Source organism: Bacillus sp. KICET-3 (assembly GCF_033261025.1).
GTDB lineage: Bacteria > Bacillota > Bacilli > Bacillales > Bacillaceae > Bacillus > Bacillus sonorensis.
In genome coordinates this window covers 2352018-2367658 of sequence record NZ_CP137345.1, presented here as the reverse complement: position 1 = coordinate 2367658, position 15641 = coordinate 2352018, and the positions used below count along the sequence as shown (strand labels likewise).

Below are 15641 nucleotides of genomic sequence, written 5' to 3'. Positions count from 1 at the left end.
TGATCTGCATTTCTTCGCATTAATCGGACACTGGAAGCACCAATCCAATTGTACCAAAAGCATCAATAAAAAAGAATCAATTTCCTGTATGACAAGCAGGGGAAGCGCCTGAACAAGCGGCAGGAGCGGGAATAAAAAAACACAACTAAATCTTACTTTAGTCGTGTCTGATTACTTAATCCATCTGAATCAGCCGAGATACTGTTTTAGTATGTCCAACCCCAGTTTCAGCTCATCTAATGAGTTTGTAGAAGAAAGCGCAATGCGCAAATATTTTTCACGTGTCGTCTGCCCGCTGAGGAAACGGTCAGAATGAAAAACACGAATACCGCGCATCTTCAAATCCACTTCTAACTGTGATGAATCAACATCCTCTTCAATAGAAAGCCAGCGGTAAAAACTGAGAGGATGTTCACCGGGCTGACCCGCTGGAAAATATTCTTTATAAAGATCATTAGCAGACTGTGCAAGCTGTTTCTTTTGCGAAACAATTTCATGAGCCTTGCCTGATAAAATCAGCTCCGTGATGACCTCGGCATCTAAAGAAGACGTTTTGACATTGACGTTAAAAATGCTCTGTAACATATTCTTGCGGAAGGCATCCCCATAGACCATGTAGGCGACTCTTAATCCGGAGCATAAAGACTTAGAGGTGCTGCAAATATAAACGCTCTGTTCCGGAAGCAAATTGAACATCGGCTGCCGATAATCGGAGACAATGCCTGCCGTCAGAAATGCATGGATGTCATCCTCGATCAAAATTAAATGATGCTTGCGGATGATCGCCGCCAATTCATGCTTTCGAAAATCTGAAATCATGATTGTGGTCGGATTAGAGCAAGAGGGGATCAGAAAAATCCCGTGAATTTTTGTTTGGCAGCACTGCTTTTCCAGCTCGTCCGGCAGCATTCCAAACTGGTCTCCGGGAATGGGGACTAACTGTATATGGAACATCTTTGCCAACTCAATAAAGTTTGAAAAAGTATATAAGTCGGTTGCAATGCGATTTCCGGGCTCAAACAAGGAGATCAACGCAATGGCCAACGCATTTTGAGCGCCGGAAACAATCGCTATATGCTCTTGGTCTGCGTGAATACCGAAGGATTCCATCCAGTTTAGCCCTGCCGTTTTTTGATGCGGAATACCTGTCGGATCATTGTAATTCAATAGCTTCTCTAAGTAGTTTTTCTCCGCAACCTTTTGCGCAACCTCGGCTACGATGCCGTTGGTTTGCTCAAAAGAGGCTACAAATCCAAAATCAATAAGGTTTGTGGTGTTATCTGCGGAAATGGTAATAGAACGGGCAGCATTAGGAGAAACAAAGGTGCCGCTTCCGGTGACTGCATAAATCAATCCTTTAAACTCGCACAGTTTGTAGGCACGGGTAATCGTGGTAAAGTTCAAATCGAGAAAATCTGCCAATTCCCGTTGCGGAGGCAGCTTTGTCCCGGGTGCCAAGAAGCCGTTTATGATATCCTGTTCAAGCAACTCCGCAATCGAATAATAGTAAGGACGCTTTAATGCTTTCTTATCAGGTTTCCAAGACATTGGATAATTGTCAAATGAATTTACTGGCATACTGCACCTCTTATATCGTATTCCATACAATCATATCATTTATTGTATGGTTTCAAAAAGGAAGTTCATTTTTTATCAGCCTCCATTTCATCCAAATGGAGGCATTTATTTTATTGTAATCCATACAATTATCTTATTTATTGTATGGATTTCGTGTGTTAAATTTGTATGGAATTAAGTTAGCAGCTGAGGATGTGGATCATATGAAAAAAAGAAATCAAATATGGATTGCATGTCGCGCGGCTTTTCCATATACAGTTCCTATTTTGGCGGGCTTTGTCTTTTTGGGGATTGCCTATGGGATCTATATGAATTCATTAGGGTTCAGCGCCATTTATCCAATCATCATGAGCTTTGCAATTTTTGCGGGGTCAATGGAGTTTGTCGCAGCCAATTTATTGCTTGGGGCGTTCAACCCGATGAATGCTCTTTTTTTAACTTTAATGGTGAACGCACGACACCTTTTTTATGGCATTTCCATGCTGGATAAGTATAGGGGAACCGGCAAGAAAAAGTTTTATCTGATTTACGGGATGTGCGATGAGTCTTTTTCTATCAATTGTACCGTTAATGTTCCGAAGAATGTAGACAAGGGCTGGTTTATGTTTTTCGTGACACTGCTCAATCATTTCTATTGGGTGATAGGAGCAGCGATTGGCGGCACTTTTGGATCTCTTGTCAAGTTCAACACAGAAGGGCTCGATTTTGTGATGACGGCTCTTTTTGTTGTGATTTTCGTTGAACAGTGGATGAAAGAGAAACGGCACTATAGCGCTCTCACAGGGCTTGGAATTTCAGCTGCCAGCCTGATGATTTTCGGCGGAAACAACTTCATGATTCCTGCGATGCTTGCGATTCTGGGGGTACTTACCGCTTTTAGAAAACCATTGGAGAAAGTTGAGGTTGCCGCATGACAATGAGTGTAACGCAGCAAATCATCACAATTGCTATGGTAGTGCTTGGAACAATGCTGACACGGTTCCTTCCATTTATGATTTTCCCATCGGGCAAACCGACACCGAAATATGTACAGTATCTCGGTAAAGTGCTGCCGTCGGCAGTAATTGGGCTTCTAGTTATTTATTGCTTTAAAGATGTGAGTTTACTTTCTGGAAGTCACGGCGTCCCTGAATTGATTGGGGCGTCTGCAGTTGTGCTGCTTCACTTTTGGAAGAAGAATATGCTCCTTTCTATAGCAGGTGGAACTGTTGTCTATATGATTTTGGTGCAATTGATTTTTTGATCATACCGATTAGGATTTGTGAATATCAAAGGAGGCTGGGGATGGTGAAAAAGAAAATTAACGAGTATCAAATCTATGAAGAATACCGCGAACAAATTTATAAGCAAGTAGAGAATGATTCGTATGCAAAGTCGCTAGGAATTGAATTAACCAAATTTGAGGCGGGGTTTGCAGAAGCTAAGCTTGAAGTGCAAAGCCATATGGTAATTGCATACGGAAGTGAGCCTATATAGGTAATTGCACAAAAAAGAGCGGGAAATTTGAAGATACCCGCTCTTTTGTCCATATAATACATTTTTGCATTAATGTTTTAAAGAATTTGTCGCTAAACGAGAGTAACTTTTATTCATTTAGATATCGCTCCAATGTGTTTATGTGATTGCTTTTTCAGCTACTTGAAAACCTGATGTTCCGCCAGTAATCGCTTTTTCAAGAGGGACAAAAGCAAAAGTGATTGTAAGGATGCTTAAAATTCCGATGATACTTAGTTTTTTCATGCTAACGCCTCCATTACTTTCATAATTTGATTTTTTGCTTTTAATGCTCTTTTATAGTATTCAACAGCCTTGATTAAATTTCCTTGTTTTAAATAATATTCCGCAATTTGTTCATTAAGTTCTGATGTATCTGGCCATAGATTTTTTTGTTCAAGGTATTGTAAAGCTTCATTTATTAAAGAATCATTATGACAATCATATAAAGCATGGATCAGCTTTAGTTTTGCTTCGTATTCCTTTTCTTTTAACGATTCTGCCTTTTCAAGGCCCTTATCATACCAACTCCTTGCTTCGGCAACTTGATTATTTCTGTAAAGAACACTTGCTATCATATATAAACTTCTAACACCATTTATTGATTCTAAGTGCTCTTTAATGTGAATAGCTTTTATAAAGTATTCTTCAGCTAGTTTAGGTATATTTTTTCTATCATATATTAAACCGAGATTATGATAAACTATGCCAACTTCCTTTGGAAATCCTGAGCTTTTGGCTTCATTCAAAGCTTTTTGATAGTGCTCTTCCGCTTGGGAAAATCTATACATATCATACATGTTAGCTCCAAGAATCATTTCACATTTAATCGATCTGTGCTTATATTCTTCATGTTCTCGAAAAATGCTTCTTGCTTTTAATGCATGGCTTATAGAAATAAGATGTTGGTCTATCTGATAATATGCTTCAGCAATTTTATAATGGAATTCTGCATGTTCTATTTGGTCGGGGATATTACGAAGTTTTGCTTCGGCCAGTTGATAAAAGCATATAGCTTCAACGTAGTTCTTTTTGTAAAACTCATATACACCTGAGAAAAACAACGAATAATAAACGATCATATTATCAGTGTTTTCTTCGCCAATACCCTTGATGATACAATAGGCTTTATCAGCTTCCTCAAGTTTTTCTTCTGTTAACACCTTGTAGCGAAAATCTAAGAGGTTGAAATAAATAAGAAGATCCTGATTTTCATCCATATGAGGTAGCAAACTACGGATCTCCTCTTTTAAAGCAGCCGCTTCTGCGGTTTGATGACGTTTAATCATGCCATACCATTGATTTAGCATTTTTGCCATTTTTTCAGGGGCTATTTTCGTCTCCACCATGTTAACATTCTTCCTCTCTTATTGTTTTAAATATTTAGAAAATTAAAACCGATATTGTGGCTCTTAATTCTCATTTTACAAAAAAGAGTTTTAATTTACAACATTCACCCAAAATTGATTATATATGTAAATTAATCATAACATTATCCAGATCAGTCCAGGTGGGGAGATATATCCTTTTCATTTTGAGATACAGGATATTCTTTAAATCATACCCCACTCACCATTCAAGCAGCTGTAAACTAATCTGCTGGACCGCAATATAAAGGTCCTTGAAATATACTGTAATTATTCTGGAAAGCATTAAATTTTAAAAAACATCTATCTTAGGGGGCATCTAATCGTTAGATTGAAAAAACTATAATAGTCTTCTCTGAATAGATTGTCCATTCCCAAAAGTTTTGATCCTGGGATAAAACAAATCTTTACAATTCCTCTTTCATCAGAGAGGAAAGAGAAAAGAGCTCACTGGACATATCCACTATGTTGATGCCTAGAAGGGGAGTTGCGTATCATGAGCCTTACGGATGAAAAGCATATTATACAGTTGGATGATATTGTTGGAATAGAATAAAGTCACTTTATCGTTTATAAGTGGCCAGGGAGTATCAGTGTCGGATCCTTTAGACCGCCAATTTTCTCGGCAAAACTTCAGAACAAACCGGGCACAGGAAGACCTTACTTAATAACATTCGGTTCATGCATTTAGACCTGATCAATGAGATTCATTTTCTTGGATAGACAGGATTTATTCACCAATCATTTTTCGTATAGTGGTAAACTCATTATTGGTCATTACTTTTGTCATGTTTTTTTGAGGAAGTGAGGTGTTGAAATGATCGGTTCAATCCTGGGAGAACCTAATCACAACGGATTTATTTCACAAGCTTTCCTCGAACACGAATTGGAACAAGGTTTGAATGCGGCTGATCAAACAACGAAACATTTGGTATCAAAAGCCAACGCCACGATTGCTAAAGTCAGCCATATCGCCTTTACGTGATATATCTGGTAAGGAACTATACGTTGAAGCAAAAAATAACGATTGCGAAGCCGGTGCAACAGTTAATGTCGATGTTTACTGGGATTATAATACTCTATAATGATTAGAGAGGGTTTCCCTCTCTTTTTAAATTTGAGATAATCCTTTCCGGAATTGAGTGGCCATTAAACCACTCTCTTTAATTTAAGCACTCCTCAGTTCCGAAATAGTAGTGCAGCCTTTTTGGGGCAAACATTGCCCAGGGCGACGACTGCAAGGTAAGCAACAGGCATCTCGATACGAAAACACCAAGCGTCGGCTTCTTTTGGCTAGGGCCCTCACGATTCTTGCAGGGTATTTTGCGGCGTTGCCGGGGAAAAAATCCGTGATTTTTGAACCAAACATCGAAGTGTCGCGGAATTCTAAAGATATCTTGTAACAAGTCGGCCGTCTGGAAAATACTGTTGATAGCAAGGTCCCTTTTTTCGAGACTCCTTTCTGATATACTTCGGCGTGTATACAGTAAAGGAGGAATTTAAAGTGACTTGCCGACAAAAATTCAAAAAAGGCATGCTACCACCAGCATCAAAGTTTAGGTTGGAAATTCTTACATTGTTAAAGGAGAGAGGGAATGAGGGAGCGCTAATAAGGGAGCTTTATCCGGAGATAGCAAACAATTTGAATTTATCCTATGAGCAGCGAGAAATCCTAGTCAATTCAAAAGCCGAATTAAGATATCATAATTTTAGTCGCTCAGCATGCACAACACTTGCCAAGAAAGGACTCGTAAGAGGGAAAGAAGAAATCGAGGACAAAAGCAGAGCTAATCGATGGTTTATCTCGAAGAAGGGGATAAACTATTTGAATCAGATTAAGTGATGTTTGGCAATTAGTAGGATCTTTCCTATTGATCGGCCGACAACTGTCAGAATTTCAGCTCGAATTCCTCAGGATAGCCATGCTCTATGCGTCGTTTCTATACTTATTAGAGCCTGGCTATTCCTTTCACTTCACGGACGCTAAAGTGGTCAACCGAGTGTGTATATAGAGGACCTAAGAAACGGAGCCGAGCCACTCATCACTTTTCTTGTAAGAAGGTACAGAAAATCCAAGTGTCAGAATTCTGTTGCTTTAGGTTGAACGTAAATAATTATGTCACTGAATGACATATAATTCTGTCACTATACACTTGATAGTAGGGGAACGTTATGTAATTCTGCTCAAAAGATTTGTTCACATAACCCTAATTCTGAAAACAAATGTTATGAAAGGGAGAGAGGGAGTATTATGCTAATTCAGCCTCGATAAAGTGAAAAGGCCGCGTTGGATTAAAAACAACATTCGATTTATAAAGATACGATTGTTCAAGGCTGGTGATTCTGCTCATCCGCCCTGTATGTTCCAAAGACCACAATATAATTTCAAACAAAAAGAGAGCGGCCATTAAACCGCTCTCTTTAAAACCTTGCTAGAAAATATAGCTCTCCTCAGCTCCGAAATAGCAGTTCGTCTGTTTTCTGAATTTTTCTTTTTTTCATACAAAAACAATACGGTATTGACATGATAAATTTTAAAAGCTATGATATTAAAAAATAACCCCGTAAAATCAATAATCGTAATCTCATGCAAAAGAGCTTTAGCATTCGGCTATAATGCCATTATGGCCGCGTGAAAAAGCATTCTTTACATGCATGACATTAACATTTTGATAGGACGGTATATTTCATTTTCCCTATTTGTATAAGGAAAAGAAATATACCGTTTTTTAGGAGGATATAACATTGGAAAAGCAGAAAGTGACGAAGGGGTCTTTGGAGGCTGAGATCAGCAAAGCCTTAACCCAATGGGAAAAAGACTACTTGGGACGGGGATCCGTGTCTGTCAAAACAGATATTCTCAGAAATATGATCATCGTTTCCTTGAACGGGATTTTGACGCCCGCCGAGTACGAACTTTGCAGTTCAAAAGAAGGCCTGCTGTCAATTAAAAGAACCCGCTCCGGCTTGGTAGAATCGGGTATGGAACACCTGTACCGCTTGGTGAAGGAGCTGACCGGTGAAGAGACGATCAGCTTTCATACGGACATCAGCACGCGCACAGGCGAGCGGATCATGGTGTTTAAATTGGCAAACGACCTGCAAAAAAAATTATCATAGAAAAACGGAAGATCTTTAAAGCATGAACATGAGTTAAAGATAAGCCGGTATCATTCAGAAAAATTGGCAGAAATAGGCCATTCCTGAATATACCGGCTTTTTTACGTTTTCAGAAAGGAAGGCAAGACATGAAACAGTATGTACTTTTCCATCATGCCGACGGAGGGATGCCGGGTGTTTGATCTGCTGGATTCTTTATTTTGGCTGAAAATATTTTTCGCGTCGCTTGCGCTCTGTTTGTTCAGCGCACTGCTCGTGCTGAATCGAAAGGTTCCATTGCCATATGTACGGATTCACGCCAAGATCATTGCCCTGCCTCCGCTCGCCGCGCTGGCGGCATTGATGACCGCGAATCCCGGTTACGCTGCAGCTCCTTGGCGCTTGGATTCGCTGGCTTGGCTGATCGCCTTGTTCGTTTTGACCATCGGCTTTATCGTCCAGCGCTATTCTGTCCGGTATTTGTTCGGCGACCGCTCCTACCGTAAGTTCTTTTTGCTGCTGACGCTTACGACAGGAGGGGCTTCATGCGCCTGGCTTAACGATGATCTTCGCTGGCTCCTCTTGTGCTGGGGTATCACGCTGTTCGGCTTGACTGCGCTAATCGGCTTAAACAGCGCGTGGCAGGCAGCGAAAAATGCCGCTTTTTATGCGGGCCGGATTTTTGCAATCAGCTGGGTGGCTATAGCGGCAGCGGCTCTTTGGCTGTCTCTCGCGACGGGGCATTGGCAGTTATCATCCGCCGTAGCGGAAGAAAGCCTTGTACAGCTCGGCTCATGGGAGAAAACCGGGATCGGCCTCCTCGTCATCGTAACGGTGATGATTCCTGCGGCGCAGTGGCCGTTTCATCGCTGGCTGCTCGATTCGGCGATCGCCCCGACTCCCGTTTCCGCGGTCATGCACGCCGGACTCGTAAATGTCGGCGGCGTCATGCTGACCCGTTTCGCACCGATGTTCAGCGGTGATGGGTTGCAGATTATTCTGCTTGTTCCCGCCGCCCTTTCAGTTCTACTCGGAACGGGTATGATGATTGTCCAAACAGACTATAAACGGCAGCTCGCGGCTTCAACGGTCGCGCAGATGGGTTTTATGCTCATCCAATGCGCATTAGGCGCTTATATTGCGGCTGTTATTCATCTTATCTTGCACGGCCTGTTCAAAGCCGCCCTTTTCCTACAAGCCGGATCAGCGGTACGCCGTTATGAATCGTTCGCATCTAAACCGGGCAGGCCGGCTCTTTTTTGGAACATCATAGGCGGCGTCTTCGCTATTACTCTCGTAATCGGAAGCTGGGTCACAGCTGCGGACTCCGGCTATCAATTGATCAGCGCCCTTGTTTTAGGCTGGTCACTGTTTGTTGCTTGGAGACAGCTTGTCACAGCCAGTTCCGGACACGTCACGCGAATTGCCGGACTGTTCATTTTAACGGGGGCTTCTCTCGCGTTTGCCATCATTCATTTCCTTTTACACGGGCTCCTGAAGGAAGCTGTTGTACAGGGGGCGCAGCCGCCTGCAATGGCGGCCATTTTAACGGCAGTCGTTTTGTTAGCCGGCAGTGCGGCCGGCGCCTTTATCGTTCGCCAGCGCTTTTCATGGTCCGGCGCACTTTATCTGCGCCTTGTGAAAGCGGGTGAACCTCATTCCGATTCGGTCGAAGGACGGCCGAATTATCTTGACCAATATCTTACTCAAGGAGGTCGTCAATCATGAAAGCAGCATCCACATTGTCTAAACAATTGATCTTCAAATATGAACATCAGGCCGCTGACTTTAATATTGATGAATTGGTTCAATCGGCAGCACGGGTTATTGCGCCGCTTTGGCCTATTCAAACCTTTGCCGCGCGCCATCCGTGGATGGGGCTTGAAGAACAAACATTTGAACAGACGGCCCGACGGCTTAAACAGCAGCTTCATGTTGATATCTATCCCAAGTCCTCCATATTCCGCTCTGCAAAACAACGGGGAGAAATTGACGAGTCGATTCTTGAAAAAAAGCTGATGGAATGGCTCGATTCACATCAGCCCGGCATGCCGGGGGAAACAGCGGAAGCATTTTGCAAAGCCGCGCTTAAACTGGATGACATCCCTGAACAGCTATTGTCATCCCCCAATGTCAAGAAGCTTGCCAAGCAAGCGGCCAGCAGGACAATCGATGATCGGGAAACACGCTTTATCAAACCGCTCAGCGTCTTTGCCGGACAAAAAACCGCTCACCTCCTTGACCATCATGTGATTAAATGGTGCAAGCTGTTCCTTGATGAATCGCATTCGGCATGGCGGCTTCCGCATCGTGAAAAAGGGTTTTACAGCGCATGGCGGCAGCTTGTTGAACATGATCCCGCCCTGCCCCGAGCGGAACGCCAAAGGCTGAATGGGTGGCCGGAAGAACCGCGGGACGCTTTGAAAAGATCACTCAGGGCGCTTGGTATTTCTGATGGAGACGTTCAGGCATACTTTGAAGCTCATTTGCTTTCTCTGCCGGGGTGGGCTGGAATGATGCTCTGGCGTTCCCGGCAGTCGCGGGACGAAGAAAGGCTGTTGCTCGAGTATCTTGCTGTCCGGCTTTCAATGGAGTGGATGCTTATCGAACCTTATTTGCCGCTGTCTGAGCCAAAGCCTGGCAAAGAGATGCAGCTCGCTCCTTTGATTGCGGCCTGGCTGCATTGGGGCGGCATCACGTCTGACGAATGGCTCGAACTTTCCGCAGCAGAGCAAAAAGCGAGATTAACACTCGCCCGCCGCTTTGATGATATAACGTGCAGGCGCCTCTGGCTGGAAGCGTGGGAACAAACATACGCCGCTGAGGTAAGGAAGCTCATCGCGGCAAACAAACCGGCCGCTGCTGAAACAAGTGAACCGGTGCTGGTCCAGCTCGCATTTTGTATAGATGTCCGTTCAGAGCCGTTCCGCCGCGCATTAGAGAAATCAGGACCTTTTGAAACGTTTGGAACAGCCGGCTTTTTCAACCTGGCAATCGAAACGTGCGAACTTGGCAGCAAACACAGCCACAGCTCTCTGCCGGTCATTCTTAAACCGCAGCATCGAGTCAAAGAAACGGCGGAAGAATCCAGTTTTCAATCGTATCAAGAACATCAAAAAGCGGCAGTTTCGCTCAGCTCCGCCTTTAAAATGATGAAACAGAATCTATTGGCGGGCTTGCTGCTTCCCGAAGTAAGCGGGCCTTGGCTGAGCCTGCAAATGGCCGCGCGCAGCCTGATCCCCCGCGCAGCCGGGCAAGCTTTCCGGAAAGCGCGAAAGGCATGGCTGAAGAAGCCTCAGGCAAAGCTCTCGCTTGATCGCATGGAAACTCCTGACGCCGGTATTCCGGTCGGATTTACGGAAGAAGAAAAAGCCGCCTATGCCAGACAGGCATTACAGATGATGGGCATTACAGACCGGTTCGCTCCGCTGGTTGTCATTTGCGGACACGGCAGCAGAAGCACGAATAACCCTTATGCCTCGGCACTGGACTGCGGCGCCTGCGGAGGCGCATCAGGCGCTTTCAATGCACGCGTCCTTGCCGCTTTATGCAACCTTCCGAGCGTCAGACAGAGGCTCCGCTCCGACGGCATCTTTATTCCGGATGATACGGTATTCGCTGCCGCAGAGCACATCACAACATTGGATGAACTGCAGTGGATCTATGTACCTGAACTCCCGGCTAAAGCTCAACAAGCGTTTGACCGGATCAACTCGGCGCTCCCCGATGTCAGCCGTACTGTCGGGGCCGAACGCTTAGGGGAGTTGCCGCAGCTTGGATATAAAAATCCGCGGCATGAAGTTGAGCGCTTCGCCGAAGATTGGAGCGAAGTCCGCCCCGAATGGGGACTGGCCCGAAACGCTTCATTCATCATCGGCTCACGCCGGCTTACACGGGGGGCCGATCTTGAGGGAAGGGCTTTTCTGCACAGCTATGACTGGCGGAAAGACGAAGACGGTTCCATCCTTAGCGGCATCATTTCAGGGCCGGGGACGGTGGCCCAATGGATCAATCTGCAGTACTACGCGTCAACCGTTGCACCGCATTACTATGGAAGCGGAAATAAAGCAACTCAAACCGTCACTTCCGGACTTGGCGTTATGCAGGGAAATGCAAGTGATTTGCTGGCAGGCCTCCCTTGGCAGTCTGTCATGCTGTCAGATCAAGAGATTTATCATGCGCCTCTCCGGCTGCTTGTTGTCATTGAAGCGCCCCGTGAACATATCGAACGGCTGCTTGAACAGGATCACCGCTTCCGTCGAAAAATGGAAAACGGCTGGATTATCCTTGCTTCGATCGATTCGCACGGGAACTGGGAGAACTGGACAAACACAAAATGATGAATGAGGTGAAAGTTATGGAAATAACAGAAAATAAAAATGTGTTGTTAATTACCGGGATGGAGGATAAGCTTGAACAGTCAATCTGCCATGCGGCAGCGATTCAGCCGGAAAAAACGGTCACTTTAAAAACCGTATTTTCTCACATTTCCCAGCCATACAGCGATTTAATGAGAGATATCATCACTCTTGTCTTCCAGAAAAAAATCGAGGAAATATTAATTGTTCGATCCAAAAATGAACAGGCGGCTGATATCGATCTTGAGGATTTTCCGCATGTAAGCGATAGATTACAGACTATCGATTACCTTTTTCAACATGGCAATCCAGAATTTCCATTCAGCAATCTGGATGAATGGCTGAATGGGGGAAAAAACGTTGCTCTAGGGATACAACAAAGCGTCGACCTGATTCGGAGACATCCGTTAATCCCTTCGCATGTCAAAGTCCGCGGCTTTTTAATAAACATGGAACATGAGGAATTAATAGAAATTGAAGACTACTAGAAAAATGGAGCCGAAGATGACTCGGCTCCATTTTTCTTTAAGGCTGTGAGAGCGATTCCGGTCCTTGTATACAAGCACAGGCTGATATAGCTTTTTGTTGGACGGGGAAAACTGGGTTATAGATCGCAATTTCGTACAGCTAAAAAAGCACTTAAAAGTAACAGTTCGAATATAGAGTTAAATTGATTTAGAGCGATTCTTTATGCCATGAATTGAATGACACTCTACAATCAAACAAAGGCTTAATATCATTGCGCTGACCAGAAAGCTCCTCCAAATTAATTTTTTTATAGATTATCCAGATCTATTTAAAGACCGGAAATAAAGACAAATCTGTTAAAATAGTCTCTAGATTGGAATGATTTTCCGTTATAATGCTGGGCTATTGGAGTGGGACATGACGCTATGGTCTCTAGGAATAAATCAAAAACGTTTGAATCCTGGCATAAATGGTGAAGTCCGAAAAAACAAGACGGGGTCCGCAGATGCACCGACAATACTGGCATCGCGCTCATGGAAAAATCAAGAACATGATATTGACAACAATAGAAAGGACCTTGTTGCAACCCCTTGCCGCTCTTAAGGAGGAAGAAATGAAAAGACTAAAGGCCCTGTTAATTTTATCAAACATGCTTATAATCACAGTGGCGTGTGACTTGCTGCCTGCTGGTAGAATTCTTAAAAAACGAATTTCAATTAAAAGATGATTGGAATGAAACTCTATTGTTAAAAACAGTAAGAGTATCTAAGAACCGGATGGATTTCAACTGTCTGGGCGACGGCAGGGCATTCCTGGAGGCCGCCTGCCCTCTATCGATGCAGCTTTCGTTCAGGTCCAGTTTCCAGCCATGATAGATGGACCTTAAACGCCTGGCGTTTTCACACCGATGGCGGGGGAGAGCCGCCGAAGATCCTTTAGGTGACCGTCCGCGGTACGGCGACTTCTGAGCGGAAAAGAGAACGCCTTAAAATTGCTTTCAACAAAATAAGAAAAGGTGTGCAGTTGATAAGAATGCACACCTCTTTGGCGTTTTACGGCTTATAAAATGTGACATGTTTCCCATCTCTGTTAAACCAGCCTCTGAAAGCCCAGTTATCCCAGCCGCCGTCGCCTTTGTTGGTGAATTCTCCGCTTTCAAACACCCAGATGCCGTACACCACTCCGTTCAGAACGGCGGATCCATAGAATTTGACTCCATTGAAGTGATCTTCGTATTCCTGGCTTAAATTAAATACCATGACATTATAACGCTGTCCCGCAGCGTAAAAGGTAGATTCCATCATGTTTTTGACAAAACCGCTTCGATTCGCATTTTGCACAACCGCATCTCGAATTGAATTTGCTATGCCGAGGACGTCAAAATTCACGTTGAAATTAACAGCAGCAGCGCTTGGCTTAAATTGTTTAAGACTCATTGTTTCTTTAACGTTCGGTGCAGATGAAACAGTGCGGTCAGCCTCTTTTTCTTTAGCATGGGCAAAAACCGGCAGACAGGAAGAAGCGATCATCATAGCGGTGATGGGCGCGATTATCTTTTTCTTCAATCCATTTCCTCCTCGAGATTTTTAAATGAGTGTTAAATCAATAGGCAAACAACAGACAACTTGTTTATCGTTTCCGGATCCATCTCCCCCTTTCCTTGGGGATAAGTATACAAATTTTCAAATTTAGAATAATGATGCGAAATGGGTATTTTCTGATCAGACGAAAATCATCAAAACGGGGGGGAGAAAGAATATAACATGGGGTAGAGTGATAAGGCATATAGAACAATCGGGGCTTATTTAATAAAATGAATAGTGCACTTTACTTCTGCCAGGACAAAATCACAATTGTTTTTCAACATGATCCAAACAATCTATTTTTTCAGTGACTTAAAAGAGGACGTTAATAAAATAGGAATGATATAAAAATAAGACCTCCCTTAACGTTGCTGAAGGTGGAGTATCCGCCTAACATGCAATAAAAAGGCAGACTCTTTTTCCAAGAGTCTGCCTTTTTATTCTTTTCTGCACAGGAATACCGCCCGCCTTTCGGTCGTGTCCGGCTTCTGTTCATCTCCAGCTGTCGGCCGCCGCAGCCTACGACACATGGCCATGAAAAAACGGACGCCTTCCCGATGATCTGGACGGGGTCACTCCAACAAAACGCGGATTTACAACGTTAAGAAATCCGAATACAAAAAAGAGCCGGTTTTAACCACGTTAAGCGTGTAACCGGCCTGATTACTATTCTTGACTTAATGGCCGCAATGTTTCTAAGGTGGTAGCCCCTTTTGGGTCAAAGCGATATTCACCAAGGAAGTTGATATGCTCCCAACCCAATGGAGACACGTGTTTTAATAAATCCTTCCGTAAGGTTCCTTTGCTTCGGAGTAAATCCGTAGCCTTGGATAGATAAACGGCATTCCAAACACTAATGGCATTAATCAGTATGCTTAATGCACTTGCTCGCTGCAGCTGATCCTGTAAAGCACGTTCTCTTAATTCCCCATGTTTTCCGAAGAAAGGTACAGAATGGAAAAGAAGTAGAAATTCAGACAGCACTTAAGAAGTCAAAAGTAAGCGAGCTTGAGCTTCCAGAAAAACTTTGGACTGTCATTCAAGCTTCAGGTCCATGGTTTAACATTGAGGAATAATCTTACCAGGATCGATTTAACAAAGGGCAAGTGATGTTTGCGAAGGAAGATGACTTAAGTTAAAGATATTAAATGGGGGAGAACAATATGAAAAAACAAGTACTATTTAAAAAGCACAATTTGAATATGTCTGGGAATCTTCATTTGCCAAATGAAATGGATGATAACGGGAAATATCCAGCTCTTATAGTTTTGCATCCGGCTGGTGAAGTAAAGGAACAGACGGCTGCTGTAAGCCTCGGGATTGAATACAGCCGTGATGAGCTCGGTGGGGAATTGAAGCCCCTTCAAATATCACGCTTGATCTTTATCACATATGCCTTACATTATTTGACCACTTTTATGAAGGAAAAACAGTTCGAAAAATTTCCGTTTCTCTTTCCAATATTCAGGATGATAACCAGATCCAGCTCGATCTATTTCGCCCCAATCAAGAAAAAAGCGGATCCTCGGGTACGTTATGGACGGTATAAGGGAACGGTATGGCTCATCGGCACTTTTACGAGCCGTTTCTTATACAAACGCCGGAACCGCCCGTCTGCGATCAAAGCTTGTCGGCGGACCACCAAGCATAGAAAGGAGAATGCTGCGATAGTGGCCGCTAAGCCGAATAATATA

At 43.7% G+C, this 15641-nt stretch carries 12 protein-coding genes and 3 pseudogenes; 10 read left to right on the top strand and 5 right to left on the bottom strand.

The features are described 5' to 3' along the window. Positions 1-189 precede the first annotated feature (189 nt). Positions 190-1578 (bottom strand): aminotransferase-like domain-containing protein, encoded by a 1389-nt coding sequence (locus R5H20_RS12055; protein WP_006637099.1) that lies wholly within the window; start codon positions 1576-1578, stop codon positions 190-192. 203 nt (positions 1579-1781) lie between these two features. Between R5H20_RS12055 and azlC the strand changes: the two genes are divergently transcribed. The 3 genes from azlC to R5H20_RS12040 are packed head-to-tail and all read left to right on the top strand — an operon-like array spanning position 1782 to position 3054. Beyond that, positions 1782-2492: an azaleucine resistance protein AzlC gene (azlC, locus tag R5H20_RS12050; protein ID WP_006637098.1), complete on the top strand. Its 711-nt coding sequence runs from the start codon at positions 1782-1784 to the stop codon at positions 2490-2492. Continuing rightward, entirely contained in the window at positions 2489-2821 is a 333-nt protein-coding gene (locus R5H20_RS12045; RefSeq protein ID WP_029418843.1) for a branched-chain amino acid transporter permease, read from the top strand. Before azlC ends, R5H20_RS12045 begins: the two co-directional genes overlap by 4 nt. A gap of 41 nt (positions 2822-2862) precedes the next feature. Continuing rightward, complete coding sequence (locus R5H20_RS12040) at positions 2863-3054, top strand: hypothetical protein (protein ID WP_006637096.1); 192 nt, start codon at positions 2863-2865, stop codon at positions 3052-3054. Positions 3055-3192: 138 nt separating this feature from the next. Here the strand turns inward: R5H20_RS12040 and R5H20_RS12035 are convergent, their stop codons facing one another. Beyond that, positions 3193-3318 (bottom strand): hypothetical protein, encoded by a 126-nt coding sequence (locus R5H20_RS12035; RefSeq protein WP_255131212.1) that lies wholly within the window; start codon positions 3316-3318, stop codon positions 3193-3195. Further along, the gene (locus R5H20_RS12030) at positions 3315-4421 is read right to left on the bottom strand and encodes a response regulator aspartate phosphatase (protein ID WP_006637095.1); all 1107 of its coding nucleotides are present in this window, start codon (positions 4419-4421) and stop codon (positions 3315-3317) included. Before R5H20_RS12030 ends, R5H20_RS12035 begins: the two co-directional genes overlap by 4 nt. Before the next feature lie 856 nt (positions 4422-5277). Here R5H20_RS12030 and R5H20_RS12025 point away from each other — a divergent pair. The 6 genes and pseudogenes from R5H20_RS12025 to R5H20_RS12000 all read left to right on the top strand — a co-directional run. Beyond that, a pseudogene (locus tag R5H20_RS12025) lies at positions 5278-5412 on the top strand (T7SS effector LXG polymorphic toxin); the annotation flags it as partial. A gap of 531 nt (positions 5413-5943) precedes the next feature. Beyond that, positions 5944-6282, top strand: coding sequence for a winged helix-turn-helix domain-containing protein (locus R5H20_RS12020; protein ID WP_006637093.1), 339 nt, complete (start codon positions 5944-5946; stop codon positions 6280-6282). Positions 6283-7184: 902 nt separating this feature from the next. Next, positions 7185-7559 (top strand): Na-translocating system protein MpsC family protein, encoded by a 375-nt coding sequence (locus R5H20_RS12015; RefSeq protein ID WP_006637092.1) that lies wholly within the window; start codon positions 7185-7187, stop codon positions 7557-7559. 174 nt (positions 7560-7733) lie between these two features. Further along, entirely contained in the window at positions 7734-9266 is a 1533-nt protein-coding gene (locus tag R5H20_RS12010) for an NADH dehydrogenase subunit 5 (protein ID WP_040348055.1), read from the top strand. Continuing rightward, positions 9263-11878 carry a DUF2309 domain-containing protein gene (locus R5H20_RS12005; protein WP_006637090.1) on the top strand — a complete coding sequence of 872 codons (2616 nt, stop codon included), beginning with the start codon at positions 9263-9265 and terminating at the stop codon, positions 11876-11878. Before R5H20_RS12010 ends, R5H20_RS12005 begins: the two co-directional genes overlap by 4 nt. A 17-nt stretch (positions 11879-11895) precedes the next feature. Next, entirely contained in the window at positions 11896-12384 is a 489-nt protein-coding gene (locus R5H20_RS12000) for a carbonic anhydrase (protein ID WP_206702743.1), read from the top strand. A 1032-nt stretch (positions 12385-13416) separates the two neighbouring features. On the opposite strand, the gene R5H20_RS11995 is transcribed toward R5H20_RS12000, so the two are convergent. Continuing rightward, positions 13417-13929 carry a hypothetical protein gene (locus R5H20_RS11995; RefSeq protein ID WP_006637087.1) on the bottom strand — a complete coding sequence of 171 codons (513 nt, stop codon included), beginning with the start codon at positions 13927-13929 and terminating at the stop codon, positions 13417-13419. 684 nt (positions 13930-14613) lie between these two features. Continuing rightward, positions 14614-14892 (bottom strand): annotated as a pseudogene (locus R5H20_RS11990) (Tn3 family transposase); the annotation flags it as partial. Positions 14893-15251: 359 nt separating this feature from the next. Here R5H20_RS11990 and R5H20_RS11985 point away from each other — a divergent pair. Next, positions 15252-15618 (top strand): annotated as a pseudogene (locus tag R5H20_RS11985) (UV damage repair protein UvrX); the annotation flags it as partial. Positions 15619-15641: the final 23 nt, after the last annotated feature.

Bases quoted from the DNA above. Each gene is read 5' to 3' on its own strand.
- R5H20_RS12005 (WP_006637090.1), top strand. From the start codon at position 9,263: ATGAAAGCAGCATCCACATTGTCTAAACAATTGATCTTCAAATATGAA.
- R5H20_RS12040 (WP_006637096.1), top strand. From the start codon at position 2,863: ATGGTGAAAAAGAAAATTAACGAGTATCAAATCTATGAAGAATACCGC.
- R5H20_RS12035 (WP_255131212.1), bottom strand. From the start codon at position 3,318: ATGAAAAAACTAAGTATCATCGGAATTTTAAGCATCCTTACAATCACT.
- R5H20_RS12000 (WP_206702743.1), top strand. From the start codon at position 11,896: ATGGAAATAACAGAAAATAAAAATGTGTTGTTAATTACCGGGATGGAG.
- azlC (WP_006637098.1), top strand. From the start codon at position 1,782: ATGAAAAAAAGAAATCAAATATGGATTGCATGTCGCGCGGCTTTTCCA.
- R5H20_RS12030 (WP_006637095.1), bottom strand. From the start codon at position 4,421: ATGGTGGAGACGAAAATAGCCCCTGAAAAAATGGCAAAAATGCTAAAT.
- R5H20_RS12055 (WP_006637099.1), bottom strand. From the start codon at position 1,578: ATGCCAGTAAATTCATTTGACAATTATCCAATGTCTTGGAAACCTGAT.
- R5H20_RS12045 (WP_029418843.1), top strand. From the start codon at position 2,489: ATGACAATGAGTGTAACGCAGCAAATCATCACAATTGCTATGGTAGTG.